This window comes from Streptomyces sp. ME02-8801-2C (genome assembly GCF_033793965.1).
Classification (GTDB): Bacteria; Actinomycetota; Actinomycetes; order Streptomycetales; family Streptomycetaceae; genus Streptomyces.
Map to the genome: position 1 here is coordinate 655,777 of NZ_JARAXP010000001.1, position 17,180 is coordinate 672,956.

Annotated in this window: 14 protein-coding genes; 11 read left to right on the forward strand and 3 right to left on the reverse strand. The window is 71.2% G+C overall.

What is annotated here, in order from left to right:
• Positions 1 to 71 precede the first annotated feature (71 nt).
• Positions 72 to 4,259: a bifunctional nitrate reductase/sulfite reductase flavoprotein subunit alpha gene (locus PV396_RS02845; RefSeq protein WP_319199963.1), complete on the reverse strand. Its 4,188-nt coding sequence runs from the start codon at positions 4,257 to 4,259 to the stop codon at positions 72 to 74.
• 285 nt (positions 4,260 to 4,544) lie between these two features.
• Here PV396_RS02845 and PV396_RS02850 point away from each other — a divergent pair, with 285 nt between their 5' ends.
• The 4 genes from PV396_RS02850 to PV396_RS02865 all read left to right on the forward strand — a co-directional run bounded on the left by PV396_RS02850 (position 4,545) and on the right by PV396_RS02865 (position 7,185).
• The gene (locus PV396_RS02850; RefSeq protein ID WP_319199964.1) at positions 4,545 to 4,934 is read left to right on the forward strand and encodes a cell division protein SepF; all 390 of its coding nucleotides are present in this window, start codon (positions 4,545 to 4,547) and stop codon (positions 4,932 to 4,934) included.
• 95 nt (positions 4,935 to 5,029) lie between these two features.
• Positions 5,030 to 6,202, forward strand: coding sequence for an ATP-binding protein (locus tag PV396_RS02855; RefSeq protein ID WP_319199965.1), 1,173 nt, complete (start codon positions 5,030 to 5,032; stop codon positions 6,200 to 6,202).
• Positions 6,199 to 6,552: a nucleotide pyrophosphohydrolase gene (locus tag PV396_RS02860; RefSeq protein WP_319199966.1), complete on the forward strand. Its 354-nt coding sequence runs from the start codon at positions 6,199 to 6,201 to the stop codon at positions 6,550 to 6,552. Before PV396_RS02855 ends, PV396_RS02860 begins: the two co-directional genes overlap by 4 nt.
• Positions 6,553 to 6,711: 159 nt before the next feature.
• Positions 6,712 to 7,185, forward strand: coding sequence for a DUF6099 family protein (locus PV396_RS02865; RefSeq protein ID WP_319199967.1), 474 nt, complete (start codon positions 6,712 to 6,714; stop codon positions 7,183 to 7,185).
• A gap of 162 nt (positions 7,186 to 7,347) precedes the next feature.
• On the opposite strand, the gene PV396_RS02870 is transcribed toward PV396_RS02865, so the two are convergent.
• A complete protein-coding gene (locus PV396_RS02870; RefSeq protein WP_319199968.1) occupies positions 7,348 to 7,518 on the reverse strand; it encodes a hypothetical protein in 171 nt (56 codons plus the stop codon).
• A 270-nt stretch (positions 7,519 to 7,788) separates the two neighbouring features.
• Here PV396_RS02870 and PV396_RS02875 point away from each other — a divergent pair, with 270 nt between their 5' ends.
• Positions 7,789 to 8,712: an LLM class F420-dependent oxidoreductase gene (locus PV396_RS02875; protein ID WP_319199969.1), complete on the forward strand. Its 924-nt coding sequence runs from the start codon at positions 7,789 to 7,791 to the stop codon at positions 8,710 to 8,712.
• 149 nt (positions 8,713 to 8,861) lie between these two features.
• On the opposite strand, the gene PV396_RS02880 is transcribed toward PV396_RS02875, so the two are convergent.
• Positions 8,862 to 10,382 (reverse strand): alpha/beta hydrolase, encoded by a 1,521-nt coding sequence (locus tag PV396_RS02880; RefSeq protein WP_319199970.1) that lies wholly within the window; start codon positions 10,380 to 10,382, stop codon positions 8,862 to 8,864.
• Between the two features lie 169 nt (positions 10,383 to 10,551).
• Between PV396_RS02880 and PV396_RS02885 the strand changes: the two genes are divergently transcribed.
• From PV396_RS02885 to PV396_RS02910, 6 genes are all read left to right on the forward strand, one after another.
• On the forward strand, positions 10,552 to 11,811 hold the full coding sequence (locus PV396_RS02885) for an ATP-grasp domain-containing protein (protein WP_319199971.1): 1,260 nt from the start codon (positions 10,552 to 10,554) through the stop codon (positions 11,809 to 11,811).
• Positions 11,808 to 12,659 (forward strand): Rossmann-like domain-containing protein, encoded by an 852-nt coding sequence (locus PV396_RS02890; protein ID WP_319199972.1) that lies wholly within the window; start codon positions 11,808 to 11,810, stop codon positions 12,657 to 12,659. The genes PV396_RS02885 and PV396_RS02890 overlap by 4 nt, the downstream gene beginning before the upstream one ends.
• Complete coding sequence (locus PV396_RS02895) at positions 12,656 to 13,741, forward strand: PLP-dependent cysteine synthase family protein (protein ID WP_319199973.1); 1,086 nt, start codon at positions 12,656 to 12,658, stop codon at positions 13,739 to 13,741. Before PV396_RS02890 ends, PV396_RS02895 begins: the two co-directional genes overlap by 4 nt.
• Positions 13,738 to 14,910: a dipeptide epimerase gene (locus tag PV396_RS02900; protein ID WP_319199974.1), complete on the forward strand. Its 1,173-nt coding sequence runs from the start codon at positions 13,738 to 13,740 to the stop codon at positions 14,908 to 14,910. The genes PV396_RS02895 and PV396_RS02900 overlap by 4 nt, the downstream gene beginning before the upstream one ends.
• Positions 14,894 to 16,141, forward strand: coding sequence for an MFS transporter (locus PV396_RS02905; RefSeq protein ID WP_319199975.1), 1,248 nt, complete (start codon positions 14,894 to 14,896; stop codon positions 16,139 to 16,141). Before PV396_RS02900 ends, PV396_RS02905 begins: the two co-directional genes overlap by 17 nt.
• A gap of 239 nt (positions 16,142 to 16,380) precedes the next feature.
• Positions 16,381 to 17,166, forward strand: coding sequence for a class I SAM-dependent methyltransferase (locus PV396_RS02910; RefSeq protein ID WP_319199976.1), 786 nt, complete (start codon positions 16,381 to 16,383; stop codon positions 17,164 to 17,166).
• Positions 17,167 to 17,180 lie beyond the last annotated feature (14 nt).

Below are 17,180 nucleotides of genomic sequence, written 5' to 3' on the forward strand. Positions count from 1 at the left end.
GACGTGAAGCTTCCGGTGTGAGACCGGTAAGAATGTCCGCCAGTAGTTATTTATCAGCTATTGATGCGGATTCAGTAGACATCTCGCACATAGCGCTTCGCCGCCATGAGCTGCTTCACGTACGCGCCCGCCTCGTCCTCGCTCAGACCACCGTGGGCCACCGCGATGTCCCGCAGCGCCCGGTCCACGTCCTTGGCCATGCGCGAGGCGTCACCGCAGACGTAGAAGTGGGCACCATCCTGCAGCCAGTGCCACAACTCCGGTCCGTGCTCGCGCATCCGGTCCTGCACATAGACCTTGTTGCGCTGGTCGCGGGAGAACGCCGTGTCCAGCCGGGTCAGCGTGCCCTCGGCCACCAGCTCGGCCAGCTCGTCCTCGTAGTAGAAGTCCGTGGCGCGGTGCTGCTCACCGAAGAACAGCCAGTTCGGCGCCGAGTGCCCGAGCGCCCGCCGCTCCTCCAGGAACCCCACGAACGGCGCCACCCCGGTGCCCGGCCCGACCATCACCATCGGCGTCGAGGCGTCGGCGGGCGGCCTGAAGTGCGGCGAACGCTGTACGAAGACGGGTACCGCCGTGTCCGGCCCGGCGTCCGCGAGGAAGGGCGAGCAGACCCCGCCGCGCGGTCGGCCGTGCAGGTTCTCGTACCGCACCACGGACACCGTCAGCGACACCCGCGCCGGGTCGACGAGCGGGCTCGACGATATGGAGTACAGCCGGGGCTGAAGCCGCCGCAGCACCTTCGCCCACTCCTGCGCGGACGCTCGTACCCCGTACTCGGTCACCACGTCGACGGCCTGGCGCCCCCACGACCAGCGGGCCAGCCCGTCCTTGTTGTCGGACCGCATCAGCTTCTTCAACTCACGGTTGTCCCGCGCCCGTTCGGCGACGAAGCGCAGCAGGTCGGGAGTGATCCGGGTGATGTCGAGCTGCCGGTGCAGTGCCTCGGAGAGGGTGAACTCGCCAACTCCGTCCACTTCCACACCGGTTGAGGCGTCCAGCCCGGTCACGGCCAGCCATTCCTCCACCAGGGACGTGGAGTTGACGGGCCGCACCCCGAGCGCGTCACCCGCTTCGTACGTCAGGCCCGTACCGCTGGTGTCGAAGGTGAACCGGCGCACTTCCTTGGTCGCCCCTGCCAGACTGAGCAGCCGGTTGCCGACGAGCCGGGCGGGGGAGGGGGCGGGCTTGGCGGACCGCACGGCGGGAGCGGGCGCAGGAGAGACGGTGGGAGCGGAGACCTGGGCGCCCTCACCCTCCTTGATGCCCATGCCGATCTTGCCGACCGCGCTGTCCCCGCCGTCCCCGCCGTCCGCGCCGACGGCGCTGTCCGTGCCGTTCGTCGTGTCCAGTACGTCGAGCACCTGGTCGAGCCACGCGTCCGCCGACGGTTCGAAGTCGGGCTCGCAGTCGGTGCGCGGCGCGATCCGCACCGCGCCCAACTCGTCCAGCCGCGCGTCCAGTCGGCGCCCGTGCCCGCAGAAGTCGTCGTACGAGGAGTCACCGAGGGCGAGTACGGCGTACCGCACGCCGTCCAGCCGAGGCGCCTGCTCCCCGGAGAGCGTGTCCCAGAAGCCGGAGCCGTTGTCGGGGGCGTCGCCGTCGCCGAACGTGCTGGTGATGAAGAGGAGATCGGCGCTGCGCGCGAGGGTGGCCACATCGGCCTCGTCCATGCCGACGAGCTTCGCCCGGTGCCCGCCCGCGTTCAGCCGCTCGGCCGCCGCGCCGGCGAGTTCCTCGGCGTTGCCGGTCTGCGAGGCCCACAGCACGACGACATCGCGCCCGTCGACCTCGACTTCGACCCCGACCCGTTCCCGTGGCGGAGCTTCCACGGTCCTGGAGTACATGCCGGCGAGCATCCCGTTCACCCAGTCGGCGTGTTCGGCGCTGAAGGGAGCGGAGGCGGGCAGCACGGGAATCCCCACGGCGCCGGTGGGCAGACCGGCGAGGAAACCCGAGAGGTACTGGCGTTCCTGTGCGCTGAGCACGGGCGGGGGAGCGGGCGTGAACGCCAACTCCGGCACGGTGACCGGCACTTGGGGGAGCACTTGGGGGAGAGCGGCTGGTGGGGCGGCAGGGGGTGGCAGCTGCGGCTCGGGGCGGTGCACCTTCACCAGGGACACCGCGCACACCTTGAACTCGGGCTGCAGGGACAGCGGATCGACCGCGTCGCTCGTCACCGCGTTGATGCTGAGGTACTCCCCGAAGAGGTCGTTCCAGTGGAAGGGCGCGAAGACGCATCCCGGCCGCACCCGGTCCGTGACGACCGCCGGCAGCACGGCCCGCCCGCGCCGCGACGCGACCTCGACCGAGTCGCCGTCCTCGACCCCCAACTCCCGTGCGTCCTCGGGATGCACCTCCACGAACGGGCCGGAGTTCAGCTTGTTGAGCTTGGCGACCTTCCCCGTCTTCGTCAGCGTGTGCCACTGGTGCTGCACACGTCCGGTGTTGAGGACGAACGGGAAGTCGTCGTCGGGCAGTTCGGCGGCGGGCAGATACGGCCGGCCGTAGAACACACCCCGTCCACTGGCGGTGGGGAACCGCAGCCCCGCACCCCCCGCATCCCGGTACCGGATGGGGTTGCGCGCGGGCCCGTCCACCGAGGCGGCCGGCCACTGCACGGGAGTCTCCCGCAGCCGCTCGTAGGTGACGCCCCGCAGATCCCACCCGGTCTTCGGGTTCCACGCCTGCTTGAGCTCCTCGAAGACGTCCTGGGCGCTCTCGTACGCGAACCCCTCGAACCCCATCGCGCGGGCCACGGCCGCGATGATCTGCCAGTCGGCCATGGCGTCGCCGGGCGGGTCGACGGCTGCCCGGGCGAGGGTGAGATTGCGCTCGCTGTTGACGAGGACGCCCTCCGCCTCGGTCCACATCGCGCCGGGCAGGACGACATCGGCGTACGCGTTGGTCTCGGTCTCGGCGAAGACGTCCTGCGTGACGACGAACTCGGCGGCCTCCAGGCCCTCGATGACGGTCCGGCGGTTGGCGACCGAGGCGACCGGATTCGTGCAGATGATCCAGCAGGCCTTGATGTGGCCCTCGGCCATCCGCCGGAACATCTCGATCGTGCCGAGCCCGGCGCCGTCCTTGCGCAGCGTGCCCGCGGGCAGCTCCCACAGGTCCTCGACGAACGCCCGCTCCTCGTCGACGAGCACGGACCGCTGGCCTGGCAGCCCCGGGCCCATGTACCCCATCTCCCGGCCGCCCATCGCGTTGGGCTGCCCGGTGAGGGAGAACGGGCCGCTGCCGGGACGGCAGATAGCGCCGGTGGCAAGATGCAGGTTGACCAGGGCGTTCGTGTTCCAGGTGCCGTGCGTGGACTGGTTGAGCCCCATCGTCCAGCAGCTCATCCACTCACCGGAAGCGCTGGCCTCACCGATGATCCGGGCCGCTTCGCGGATGTCGTCCTCGGGGATGCCGGTGATCGCGGAGACGGCGTCCGGCGGATAGTCGGCGAGGAAGGCCGGCATCTCCTCCCAGCCGTCGGTGTGGGCGGCGATGAACTCCGGATCCGTGTAACCGCCGGCGTGCAGGAGATGGAGGAGACCGTTGAGGAAGGCCAGGTCCGTACCGGGCTTGATCTGGAGGAACAGGTCGGCCTTCGCGGCGGTGGCGGTCCGCCGGGGGTCGACGACGATCAGCTTGGCCCCCGCCTTGACCCGTTCCATCATCCGCAGATACAGGATCGGATGGCAGTCGGCCATGTTCGACCCGATGACCAGGAACGCGTCGGCGAGGTCGAAGTCGTCGTACGACCCAGGCGGCCCGTCGGCGCCCAGCGACAGCTTGTATCCGGTGCCCGCGCTCGCCATGCACAGCCGGGAGTTCGACTCGATCTGGTTCGTGCCCACGAACCCCTTCGCCAGCTTGTTCGCCAGGTACTGGGCCTCCAGGCCCATCTGCCCGGAGACATAGAAGGCGACGGCGTCCGGCCCGTGCTCGTCGACGATCGCCCGCAGGCGGCGCGCGGTCTCCGCGATGGCGTCGGCGACGGGCGCGGGGACCAGCTCCTCGCCCCGGTCGTCGTGGCCGCCCCGGACCAGCGCGGTGGTCAGCCGGCCGGGTGCGCCGAGCATGTCGGCGGTGGTCGCGCCCTTGGTGCACAGCCGCCCGGCGTTCGCGGGGTGTGCCTTGTCCCCGGAGGCCTTGAAGACCGTACGCCGTCCGTCGGGTCCGAGCCCGACGTCCAGCACGATTCCGCAGCCCACCCCGCAGTACGAGCACACGGTGCGCACCTGCGTTGTCGTGGGGGTTGTGGTCACGTGCTGCCTTTCTCGTCTTCCGCTGTCCTGCTCCGCTGTCCTGCGCCAAGCCGGGCCTGCTACCGCGAGCGTACGAATTGCCCGTTACGTCGATGTCACGTGATCCGATCATGAGCGGTTACGCCCGCTGCACAGCCAGAGTGTCAGTGCTGTGAGGTACGTATGGGTGTTCGGATATTTCTCACACAGGGGGTCGCTGAGCGTGTCGTATTGGGCCGATCGGGTGACCATGAGTAAGAATTGGCTGATGCAGACTGTCAGCGCGAGCCAGGACGGAGTGCGCCGATGAACAGCCACGATGTCACCGACGAACAGTGGGAGGGGCTCGCCCAGGTCGTACCGCTGAGAGGCCGGGACGCATGGCCGTCCGCGGTGGGCCACCGGTCGATACCCGAGGCGGAAACCGAGGCCAGGCGGCGTTTCGTCGTCCTCCGCGTCAATGTCTTCGCGGACGCCCGCGAGGTCGCCGAGACGCTGATGGCGGGCATCCCGGTACTCCTGGACCTCACCGGCGCCGAGACGGACACCGCCAAACGGGTCCTCGACTTCAGTACGGGTGTCGTCTTCGGCCTCGCGAGCGGGATGCACCGGGTCGACCGGAACGTGTTCCTTCTCACCCCGCCCGGCACCGAGGTCGGCGGGCTCATGGGTGGAGCCGGGGTGCCGGAGAACTGAGAGCGGGCTCACAGCGAAATCCGGTGGTCCCCCGTTCGTAGGAAGGTGCGGCGGACGGAACGGTTCGCCTCGCGGCGGAGCCCTACGGTCCGGATATGACCCTGTCACTGGACTCACCGCCCTCCCCGGCCACCGCAGCGCAGAGGGCGGCGCGTCCCGACCGGCCGAGCCTCACCGAACTGAGACTGTCCGCCTACGCGGGACACCGCCGGGCCGGGTTCCCGCTCGGGCGGCTCACCCTCCTCGCCGGGCCGAGCGGCAGCGGCAAGTCGACCGCCCTCAGGGCGTACGAGTCGCTGGCCCGCCTCGGCTCCGGTGTCACCGTCGGGGAGGCGTTCCCGGACCCCGCCGCCTGCGTCCCGGAACGCGCCCGCCCCGACGCCCAGCGCCGGCGCGGCTTCCGCATCGGCTGTACGGCGGACGGCCCCGAAGGTCCCGTACGGCTCGACGTCGCCGTCCAGGCCGAGCCCGAACTGCGCATCGTGGGCGAGCGGTTGAGCGCCGGCGGGGTGGTCCTGCTGGAGACGGCACTGGTCGATCCCAGCAGGCGCACCGTCCAGGCCGCCTGGCACACGGCCGGTTCGGCGTCGGTCACCCGCGCCCCGATGCCCGACGACCGGCTCGGCACGACCCTGCTGCCGCTGCGGGTCGCCGGGAAGACGGACGGGCAGCGCCAAGTCATCGCCGCCGCCGAGCAGATGGTGGTCGCCCTGCGGTCCGTCTTCGCGTGTGATCCCCTGCCCGACCGGATGCGCGCCGCGGTCCCGGTGCGCAGCGGACGGCTCCTGCCGGGGTGCGACAACCTGGCCGAGGTCCTGTGGCGCACCCGGTCCGAATGCTCCATCCGACACGGGCTGTTGGTCGCCGCCGTCCGCGAGGGCTGCGCGGGCCCGGTCACGGACGTACGGGCGGACCGGGTCGCCGACGGTCGTGTGCGGGCCGTACTCGACCGGGGTGACGGTCTGCTCACCGCCTTCGGCAGGCTGGGTGACGGCGAGTTGAGGTACGCGGGCCTGGCGCTGGTCCTGCTGACCGGCCCCGGAGTCCTGATGGTCGACCGGCCCGGCGAGGTGCCCGATGCCCTCCAGGCACTCACCGTCCTGGCCGACGGCTTCGACCGGTCCCTGGACGTATCGCAGCGCGAGCAACTCCTTCGCCTGGCGGCCCGGATGTGCGACCGCGGGCACATCCGCCTCCTCGGCACGGTGAGCGACGCGTCCTGGGCGGAGGAGGTGGCGGGGGTGACGGTGGTACACCTGAAGCCGTGACAGATCAGGAACACGCCGAAGAACCCGGCCAGTTGGACGTGGCGGAACTCCAGCGCAGGCTGGCCGACTTCGCTGCGGCACGGAACTGGCAGCCGTTCCACACCCCCAAGAACCTCGTCAGCGCGCTCAGTGTCGAGGCGTCCGAACTGGTCGAGATCTTCCAGTGGTTGACGCCCGGGGAGTCGGCCCGGGTAATGGACGACCCGGACACCGCCCACCGGGTGACGGACGAGGTCGCGGATGTGCTCGCGTATCTGCTCCAGCTGTGCGAGGTGCTCGGGATCGACGCGCTGGCCGCCCTCGCGGCGAAGATCGACCGCAACGAACGGAGGTTCCCCGTGCCGGAATAGTCACTCTCCGAAGTCAAAATGCGATCTGTTGCTCATTTCGTGTCCGCAGATTTCCGCCTTCCTCTGGCTTTTCGTCCCATTGCCCTTCACTCTGGGTAGTGGACGGTGGAGTTCGGGCGGACGTGCGAAAAGCGCGTCGGGGACAGACGGGGGCAGCGCATGGACGCTGTGCGGCTCATCCTGACGAGCAGACATGCCCTGGCGATCAGCGAGGGTGTGCGGCAGACCCTGATGGAGGTGTGGCAGGCGCAGGCCCTGGCGCAGGCGATCGGCAGCCGCCTCGCGGTCACCGGACCGCCCGAACTGCGGGGCGAGGCACTGGGGTTGACGGAACTGGCGGGCCGGGGCTGCGGCGTACTGGACGAACCGTGCCTCGCCGTGGGCGACTTACGCGCGGCCCAGCTCACCGAGCTGGGCGACGCCCACCAAGCCCTCGTCTGCCTCGGCAACCTCCTCGGCGAGGCCGGTATAGCCCTGGTCGGCATCGCCAGCGCGGCGGCCGACGAGACGACGTACTGGCAGTGCATGGAATCCATCGACGCGGCGGACGAGTCCCGCGACCGGGTCCTGGAGATGCTCCGCAAGCTCGCGGCCAGGGAGGCGGCGGGAGGTGCGGAGCGGGTGCCTGGGTAGGGCGGTAGGGCGATTGCGCCCTGTCGGGCAGAGGGCCGAGCCTTGCAGCTCGGCCCGGGCGATCTCAGCCTGTCCGGGGGTTCCCCCTCCGGAGGAGTTCGAGGACAAGGCCGTTCAGGCCGGACGGGGACCCGGCGGCGAAGCCCCCAGCCGGGGCCGGCCTCAGCCCGCCTCGGTCTCCTCCACGGGCGCCGACGACACTCCCGCCGACTGAAGATCAGCGTCGAGCGCCGACAGATCCGCGTTCAGCGCGGCCATCAGCTCCTCCATCTGCTGCAGCAGCCCCTTCGGCTGTGCGGGCCCCGCCTGCTGCGGCACGACTTCTTCGGACAATGACGGCCTCCTCGGCCCCTGGCTCCCAGCGGAGCCGACACGGGTGCGCGCCGGAAACGAGTGGGCCGGCAATCGAACTGGCCGGCCGGTCGACGCCGGCGCGGGCGCCGGTCGGGCCGGCTCCGCCCGAGCCAACGATCATCGCCGTGCGGGGTCACTGGTCCGGAGCCGCAGCTCGTACGGGGTTGACGGCTTTTCACTCGCCCGGGGAAGCGTGGGGCGGGGGACACCGGTGGGGTTGACCGCTGTTCGACCGTGCAGGATGGGGGCATGGATCTTCGCATCTTCACCGAACCCCAGCAAGGCGCGACCTACGACACCCTGCTCGCCGTGGCGAAGGCCACCGAGGACCTGGGCTTCGACGCATTTTTCCGCTCCGACCACTATCTCCGCATGGGTGACGGGGACGGCCTGCCCGGCCCCACCGACGCCTGGATCACCCTCGCCGGACTCGCCCGCGAGACCAAGCGCATCCGCCTGGGCACCCTGATGACCGCCGCCACCTTCCGTCTCCCCGGCGTCCTCGCGATCCAGGTCGCGCAGGTCGACCAGATGTCCGGCGGCCGGGTCGAACTCGGCCTGGGCGCGGGCTGGTTCGAGCAGGAGCACAAGGCATACGGCATCCCGTTCCCGCAGGAGAAGTTCGCCCGTCTCGAGGAGCAGCTGGCGATCGTCACCGGCCTCTGGGAGACGAAGACCGGCGAAACGTTCAGCCACCACGGCACGCACTACGAACTCACCGACTCGCCGGCCCTCCCCAAGCCGGCGCAGGCGAAGATACCCGTGCTCATCGGCGGCCACGGCGCGACCCGTACCCCGCGGCTGACCGCCCAGTACGCCGACGAGTTCAACATGCCGTTCGGGTCGATCGAGGACACCGAGCGCCAGTTCGGCCGGGTACGCGCGGCGGTCGAGCAGGCCGGTCGCCGGGCCGATGAGCTGACGTACTCGAACGCCCTCGTGGTGTGCGTCGGCAGGGACGACCAGGAGGTGGCCCGGCGGGCCGCCGCGATCGGCCGCGAGGTCGACGAACTGAAGGCCAACGGACTGGCGGGTTCCCCGGCCGAGGTCGTGGAGAAGATCGGCCGGTACGCGGAGATCGGCTCCCAGCGGCTCTACCTCCAGATCCTCGACCTCGACGACCTGGACCACTTGGAGCTGATCTCCTCGCAGGTGCAGGCGCAGCTGTCGTAATCCGTGGCGCGTGGCCGGGGTGTACCCCGTCGGGCGTCTTTCTGTGGGTCGGACATCGGCTCGGCCTTCGGGGCGACCTCGGGTCGGGCTTCCTGCCCGGCTTCCTGTCCGGACGGGGTACGTCCCGGGGGCGTGCGCCGGTGTGCGGGCTACCGGGCGGCCACCACCGGCAGCCCCGGCCCCGCGCACCGCACATCCTCCGGCGGCACCCGCCCGTCGACGAGGTAGGCGGCGGCCGTCGAGTCCACGCACGCGTTGCCCCGGCTCGCGAACACGCCGTGGGAGTAGTCGCTGTCGAGGGTGACGAGGCGGGAGCCGGGCAGCAGGCGGCGCAGTTCGCGGGCGCCCTCGATCGGGGTGACCGGGTCGTGGGCGGAGGCGATCAGCAGTACGGGCGGGGCGGCGGGGCTGCCCAGGGTCGTACGGCGGCCGGGCCGGTGGTGCCAGAAGGCGCAGGTCGACGCCTCCATGCCGGTCAGCACGGGCTGCGGGTCCAGCCGTCGTGTGCGGTGGAGGTCGGCCAGGACGCGTCCGGGTGCCGGACCGGGTCCGTCCGCGCACTTCACGGTCCGGTTCGCCGCCTCGAAGACGCGTGAGTCCGGGGAGTCGAGGGCGGTCGCGGGGCGGAGCGTACCCGGCGTGCCGTCCCGCAGATACGTTCGCAGCCCGTCGGCCAGGCCCTCCCAGCGTTCGGTGCGGCCGAGGGCGCGGTACACGGCCCGGTCGAAGGCCGCCGCCCCGAAACCGTCCACGGGCCGCGCGCGAAGCCCGTCCCGCACTCGCAGATACGCGGCACGCACAGCCGGGGCGCCGTGGCCCAGCCCGAAGCGGTCCGGGTAACGAGCGGCCCAGTCGAAGAAGGTGTCCCGCTGGCGCAGCAGCGCCCGGCTCTGGATGACGTCGAAGTCGTACCACCCCCACGGTCCGACCACGCTGTCCAGCACCATCTTCCCTACCCGGTGCGGGAATCGGGCCGCGTAGGCGGCGCCCAGACAACTCCCGTACGAGACACCGAGGAAGCTCGTCCGGTGCTCGCCGAGGGCGGCACGGATCGTGTCCATGTCCCGCGCAGTCCGCTCCGTGGAGAAGTACGGCAGCGCCCCGTCCCCGACGCCCGCCGCACAGTCGTCCGCGAGGACACGCAGCGAGTGGAGGTACGTCAACTCGGCGCGGGGGCCCATGGGTACGGGGTCGGCTCCCGGCCGGTCGCGGTCGAACAGGCCACCCATCGCACCGCAGTCGAGGGGTGAACTCAGGCCGGTGCCACGCGGATCGAAGCCGATCACGTCGTACGCCCGCCGCACGCTCTCGGGCAGCTTGGCCCGCTTCGTGACCGCGTACGGCAGCCCGGAACCGCCCGGCCCACCCGGGTTCACCAGGAGGATCCCGCGTCGCTCGGCGGCCGTACCGGAGGCGCGGACCCGGGATACGGCGATCCGCAGCCGGGGGCCGCCCGTCGCCGGAGCGTCCCAGTTCAGGGGTACGTCGAGCCGGCCGCACTCGACGGTCTCGGGTGCCGCCGGTTCCGGCACGGAGTCGGGACAGGGGCCGAAGTGGATGCGGGTGGGGGTGAGAGCAGGGGTGGCGTGCGCTGTCGGTGCGGGGAGGAGGGTTGCTGCGCCGGTCAGGAGGGCGCAGAGCAGGGCCGTACCGCGTGGGGGACGGGTCACGGATCTCGCAATCTCGGTATCGGTGTCGACTTCGGTAATCGTCCGGTCATCAGATGACAATGAAAACGATTGTCGATAACGTGTCCACGGTCAAGTCTGGAGCCCTCCCTGGCGGGGGTGCCTTCGCGCTGCCCTGACGGCTCTGACCGCCGGGGTGGAAAGGGGAGTTGTGGCTCATTTGCTGGTGGTCGAGAGCTGGGTCGGATCGATGAGCAGACTGCTGCCACGGGCGATCCGGGAGAGCGGGCACGAGTTCACCTTCCTCACCCGTGACCTGCACCACTACCTGCGCAGCGCCCCCGAGGGGGCGGCGCATCCACTGCTCGGTGCCCGCAACGTGGTCACCGCCGACACCAACGACCTCGACGAACTGCTGCCGTACGTCGAGCGGCTGCACGGGGTGCTCCGCTTCGACGGGGTGATCACCTCGTGCGACTACTACCTGCCCACGGTCGCCCGGATCGCCGGGCACCTCGGGCTGCCGGGCTCCGGCCCCGAAGCCGTGGAGAACGCCTGCCGCAAGGACGCCACCCGCCGGGTACTGGCGGACGCCGGGGTGCCGGGGCCGCGTTTCGCCGTGTGCGAGGAATGGGCCGACATCGTGCGCGAGGCCGCCGGCATCGGCTATCCCCTGGTCGTCAAGCCGGTCGACCTGTGCGCGGGGATGTACGTCCGACGCGTCGACGACGAGACCCAACTTGCCGAGGTCTGCCGGGCGTTGAGCGCCTTCCCGGTCAACGCGCGAGGGCAGCGGCGACCGCCCGTCGTACTCCTCGAAGAGCTCCTCGACGGGCCCGAGGTGAGTGTCGAGACCGTGTCCTGCGCGGGCGCGGTGCAGGTCGTCGGGGTGACCGACAAGAGCATCGGCGGAGCGCCGGCCTTCATCGAGACCGGCCATATGTTCCCGGCCGCGCTCACGGCCGCCGACACCGAGGCCGCCGAGCAGACCGCACTGGGCGCCCTGAAGGCGCTCGGACTGGTGGAGGGGGTCGTGGCCCACACCGAGATCAAACTGACCTCCGCCGGGCCGCGCGTCGTCGAGGTCAACCCCCGTCCGGCCGGCAACCGGATCACCGAACTCGTCCGCCATGTCACCGGTATCGACCTCGCCGCCGCCTTCGTGGACGTCTCCCTCGGTCGGGCACCCGACCTGCGCCGCACGGACACGGGACTGCGCAGTGCGGCCATCGGCTTCCTCGTCCCCGAGACGGAGGGCACGTTGGAGGCACTGCCCGGAGGCGACCAACTCCGAGACCAGCAAGGTGTGTTGGAGGTCCAGCTCGCCGAGCCGGGAACCGTAGTCAAGGCGGCGGGCAGCAACAACGAGTACCTGGGACACGTCATGGCGGCCGACCCGGACGGTCTCGGCGCCCGCGCCCGCGTCGACTCCCTGCTGGGCGAACTCCGCGCGGGACTGGTGATCCGGTGAACGCCGCAGCGCCCACCACGACCCCTGCCCCGGCGGATTCCTGTGAGGAGTTGGTGGCCCGCGCCCTCGCCGGTGACCTCGGGCCGGATCCGAAGGAGCTGTGCGTCTCCGTCTCCTTCGCCACCCGGCAGGCCGTACGGCACGACGGGCGGGGCAGCGGATACCGCAACGAGGTGCTCAGCCTGCGACTTGGCGCGGCCGTCGGTTCCTGCGCTGTCGAACCCGGACAACTCCCGGACGACGCGATCGACACCTGCGTCGGCGCGGACGTCTCCCGGCTCCTCCAACACCCCCTGCTGCCCATACGCGTGGCCGCTCTCGACGCCTACCTCATGCACATCACCCCGCACCTCCCGGAGCACGGCGCCCGCACGGTCCACCTCCCGGCCGGGTCCTCGCTGATGAAGTCGCAGGCGCGCGCGAAGACCGTCGTGTCGCTGCTCGACCTGCCCGCCGGGGCCACGGTCCTGGTCGTCGGGGTCGTCAACTCCCTTCTGGAGGAGCTGCGTTCACGGGGCCTGAACTACATTCCGTGCGATCTCAAGGGCGGTACGACGGAGTGGGGCGAGCCGGTGGTGACCGACGCCCTCGCCGAGGTGGAGAGCGGGCGCTGTGACGCCGTACTCGCTTCAGGGATGACCCTCGGCAACGGCACCTTCGAGCCCCTGCGGCGCCATGCGCTGGCGCACGGACGGCAGTTGGTGATGTTCGCCCAGACCGGCAGTGCCATCCTGCCCCGCTTCCTCGGACACGGGGTGAGCGCGGTCTGCGCGGAACCGTACCCCTTCTTCTGGCTGGACGGCGGCCCCGGCGCCATCCACTGCTACGGCGGGAGCGGCCCCCGATGACAACGACCGCCGTACGGTCCACCCCAGCCGCACGTCACGAGCTGCTGGCGCTCCTCGGCCGCACCCCGCTCGCCCGGATCACCGCCCAACTCCCGGGGCCGCAGCCGGGGTTCTGGGCCAAGCTCGAAGGACTCGGCGCGGGCGGCATGAAAGCACGCGCCGCCGTGTCCATGTTGCTCGGCGCCCGTGAACGGGGCGAACTGCGTCCCGGCGCACCGGTGGTGGAGTCCACCTCCGGCACCCTCGGAGTCGGACTCGCCTTCGCCGGACAGGCCCTCGGCCATCCCATCGTGCTGGTCGGCGACAGCGAACTCGAGCCTTCCATGCGGCAGTTGCTGCGCTCGCACGGAGTACGGCTGGAGATCGTCGACCGGCCGGCAGCACAGGGCGGCTGGCAGGCGGCCCGCCTCACCCGCCTCCGTGAACTTCTCGCCGCGCTCCCCGACGCCTACTGGCCCGACCAGTACAACAACCCCGACAACATCGCCGGATACGCCTCTCTGGCGGCCGAACTCACCGCCCAGCTCGACCACTTGGACGTCCTGGTGTGCAGCGTGGGCACCGGCGGACACAGCGCCGGAATCACCGGACCCCTGCGCAGGCGCTGGCCCGCGCTGCGGCTCATCGGGGTCGACGCGACCGGCTCCACCATTTTCGGCCAGCCGGCCCGACCTCGCCTGATGCGCGGCCTCGGCAGCAGCATCCACCCGCGAAACGTCGCCTACGAGGCCTTCGACGAGGTCCACTGGGTCGGCCCCGCCGAAGCCGTGGACAGCTGCCGCAGACTCGCCCGCGAGAGCTTCGTCAGCGGCGGCTGGAGCACCGGCGCAGTCGCCCGCGTCGCCGCCTGGGCGGCCCGTGTCCACCCCGGCGCCGTCGTCGCGACCGTCTTCCCCGACGGCCCGCACCGCTACCTCGGCACCGTCTACGACGACGACTTCGCCCTCGCCCACGGCCTCGACCCGGCCACCGCGGCCACCCGTCCGGTCGAGATTCCGCACCCCCGCGCCGCCGAGGCCACCGGCTGGGTCCGTTGCACCCGTGTCACCGACCCGCTCTCTCCGCAGGAAAGGAACCAGTGAAGGCCAGCCTGCGCACCGCCCGCCTCGAACTCACCGAGCCGCTGCGCATCTCCCGCTCCACCATGGCCGCCCGCGACGCCGTGTGGCTCACCATCGAACACGAGGGGTCGTACGGGCACGGCGAGGCCGTCACCAGCCTCTACTACGGACTCGACACCCGCACACTCCAACGGCACTTCCGTGACATGGAGTTGAGCCGTTTCGCCTCTCCGGAAGACGCTTTGGAGGCCCTGCGTGAGGGACAGGGAGGGCTTGGAGGGTCGGGCGGGCCGCGTGGAGGGTCGGCGAGCGGTGACAGCACGCCCGCCGCCGTCGTCGCAGCCGTCGAGGCCGCTCTCCTCGACCTCGTCGGCAAGCGCGCCGGGGTGCCCGTGCACCGGCTGCTGGGGGCGTCTGCCGCGCCTGTCGCCGACACCGCCCGCACGATCGGCATCACCTCCTCCCGCCGCGCGGCCGACGAGGCCCGACGGCTCGCCGCGAGCGGCTTCCGGATCGTCAAGGTCAAGGCGGGGACGCCGGACCCGGAGGACGACGTGGAACGCGTACGCGTCATCCGCGACGCCGTCCCCGGCGTACGACTGCTCCTCGATCCCAACGGGGCCTGGAACATCGCCCAGGCACGGGAGTTGCTGCCCCGGTTCGCCGAACTCGGCGTCGAGGCGGTGGAACAGCCCGTCGTCCCTGGCGACCCGGAGGCCTTCGCGGCCCTGGCCGAGCGATCGCCGTTGCCGCTGATCGCCGACGAGGACGCGGTGGACCTGGAGGACGCGCGACGACTCGCCGGACGCGTGCACGGCATCAACGTCAAGCTCGCCAAGTGCGGCGGGGTGCACGCGGCCCTGCGTATCGCCGGGCTGATCGAGGGCAGCGGTACGGAGTTGATGCTCGGCTGCCTCACCGCCAGCACCCTCGGCATCGCACCCGCCGTCCACCTCGCCGACCGCGCCCGCTGGACCGACCTCGACGGACATCTGCTGCTGGCCAGGGACCCGTGGTCCGGAATCGGCGGTGCCGACGGGGTCGTACGGGCAAGTGACCTGCCTGGTCTGGGAGTTCAGGAGCGCGGGATCGACGAGTCCGGTGCCGAGGGCGACGGGGGCAACGGGAGCGACGGGGGCATCGAGAGCGACGAGGCCGACGCGGGGGGCGAGTATGAAGACGTGGCGTGAGATGCGGCGCTTCCCGGTCGCCATCCAACTGCTCCTCGTCAACCAGCTCGGCGTCAACACCGGCTTCTACCTCCTCATCCCCTACCTCGCGACCCACCTCAGCGAGGACCTGGGGATGTCGGCGGCCGTCGTCGGGATCGTCCTCGGGGTGCGCAACCTCAGTCAGCAGGGCCTGTTCATCATCGGGGGATCCGCCGCCGACCGGCTCGGCGCACGCGGAGTGATCATCGCCGGGTGCGGGCTGCGGACGGTCGGGTTCGGACTGTTCGCCCTCGGCGACGGGCTGCCGGTACTACTGGCCGCATCCGTGCTGAGCGGGCTCGCCGGGGCGCTGTTCAACCCGGCGGTACGGGCTTACCTCGCGCAGGAGGCCGGGGGCCGGAAGGCCGAGGCGTTCGCGCTGTTCAACGTGTTCGCCACCACCGGCGCGCTGGTCGGGCCACTGCTCGGCAGCGCACTTCTCCTGGTGGACTTCCGGGCGTCCGCGCTCACCGCCGCCGCGATCTTCGCGGTGCTCACGGTCGCCCAGGCCCTGGTGCTGCCCGCCCGAGAGGTCGAACCCGCGAAGAGCGGGCTCCTCGCGGACTGGCGCGAGGTGGTGGGCAACCGCGCCTTCGTGGCGTTCGCGCTCGCCATGGTCGGCATGTTCACCCTGGAGAACCAGCTCTATCTGCTCCTCCCCGACGGCGCCCGCCGGGCCACCGGCTGGGACGGCGCGGCCGGCCTCGTCTTCGTCGTGGGCACCCTCTCCAACCTCGCCTTCCAGCTCAGGATCACCCGTTCGCTCAAGTCGCGTGGTGTGCGGGCCCGTTGGATCGCGGCGGGGCTGGCACTGATGGGGCTGGCGTTTCTCCCGCCGATGCTCGTGGCGGGGGAGGGGGAGGCGTCGTGGTGGGCTGCCGTACCCGTCCTGGTGGGCGCGCTGATCCTCTACGTCGGGGTGATGGTCGCCTCGCCGTTCGTCATGGAGCTGATACCGGGCTTCGGGCGGCCCGAGCTGACGGGCACCTACTTCGGCATCTTCTACGTCGTCTCCGGCATCGCCGCGGCTGTCGGCAACACGGTCGTCGGCTGGGCCATGGACGCGGGTGACCGGGGCGGCGCCGAGTGGCTGCCGTGGGCGTTCTGCGCGGTGTTCGGCCTGGCGTCGGCAGGGGGAGTGGCTTGGCTGCACAGGCTGGGGGCACTGCCGACGACCCCGGCGCCGGTGCGGGAGAGGAGCACGGTGTGAACAGGGCGGGAGAGGAGCACGGTGTGAACAGGGCGGGAGAGGGACGGGGTGTGAACGACCTGGGCGACGAGCTGGCTGTGAACAGGGCGAGTGGCGAGCGTGCTGTGAACCGTCGTGGCGGCGGCCCTGCTGTGAACAGGGCCGGCAATGATCCCGCTGTGAACGGCGCCAGCGAAGGCCCGTCTGTGAACAGACCCGGCGGCGATTCGGCTGTGAACCCCCGTGCCGAGGAACCCCCTGTGAACAGCGGCAACCTGCTCACCGACCACCCCGAGCTGTACGAGGCCCGCTTCCCCGACCTCCACCGGCTTGCCGGGCGCTGGGTCGAGGACTGTCTGCGTCGGCACGGGGGCGGGGCGCGGGTGCTCGACCTCGGGTGCGGTACCGGGCGTGACGCCGAGTATCTGCAGCGCGCCGGGCGTACCGTCACCGGAGCCGACACCTCCGGGGCGATGCTCGCGCACGCCCGCGCGAAGCATCCCGGGCCCGAGTACGTCAGCGCCGATCTCACCTGGTTCGAACTGGGCGCCGGTGCCTTCGACGCCGTGGTCTGTCTCGACAGCGCGCTGCTGTACTGCCACACCAACGACCAGCTCGACGGGTTCCTCGCCTCCTGTCGGCGCGCGCTCACCCCCGGTGGGCTCCTCGTCGCCGAGATGCGCAACGGGGCCTACTTCCTCGGCCGCACCGACCTGCTCGACACCCCTGCCGTCGGAGGTTTCACCTGGCGGGGCACCTCCTACCGGTCCGTCACCACGCTCACCGTCGACCGGACGGCCGGGCTGCTGCGGCGGGTACGGGACTGGACGGCCGACGACGGTACGCCCCCCGTCCAACAGCGCTCCGCCTGGCGGCTGTTGTTCCCGCAGGAGCTGCGTCACGTACTCGCCGCGCACGGATTCGAGGTACTCGAACTGCACGACGGTCCGGGACCGCGTACCGAACCCCCTTGGCAGGAGGGCGAGGTGCCCGGCGAGAGGGCCGACGCGGACCGACTGCACCTGGTCGCGCGCCGTCGGCACTGACACCCGACACGCAC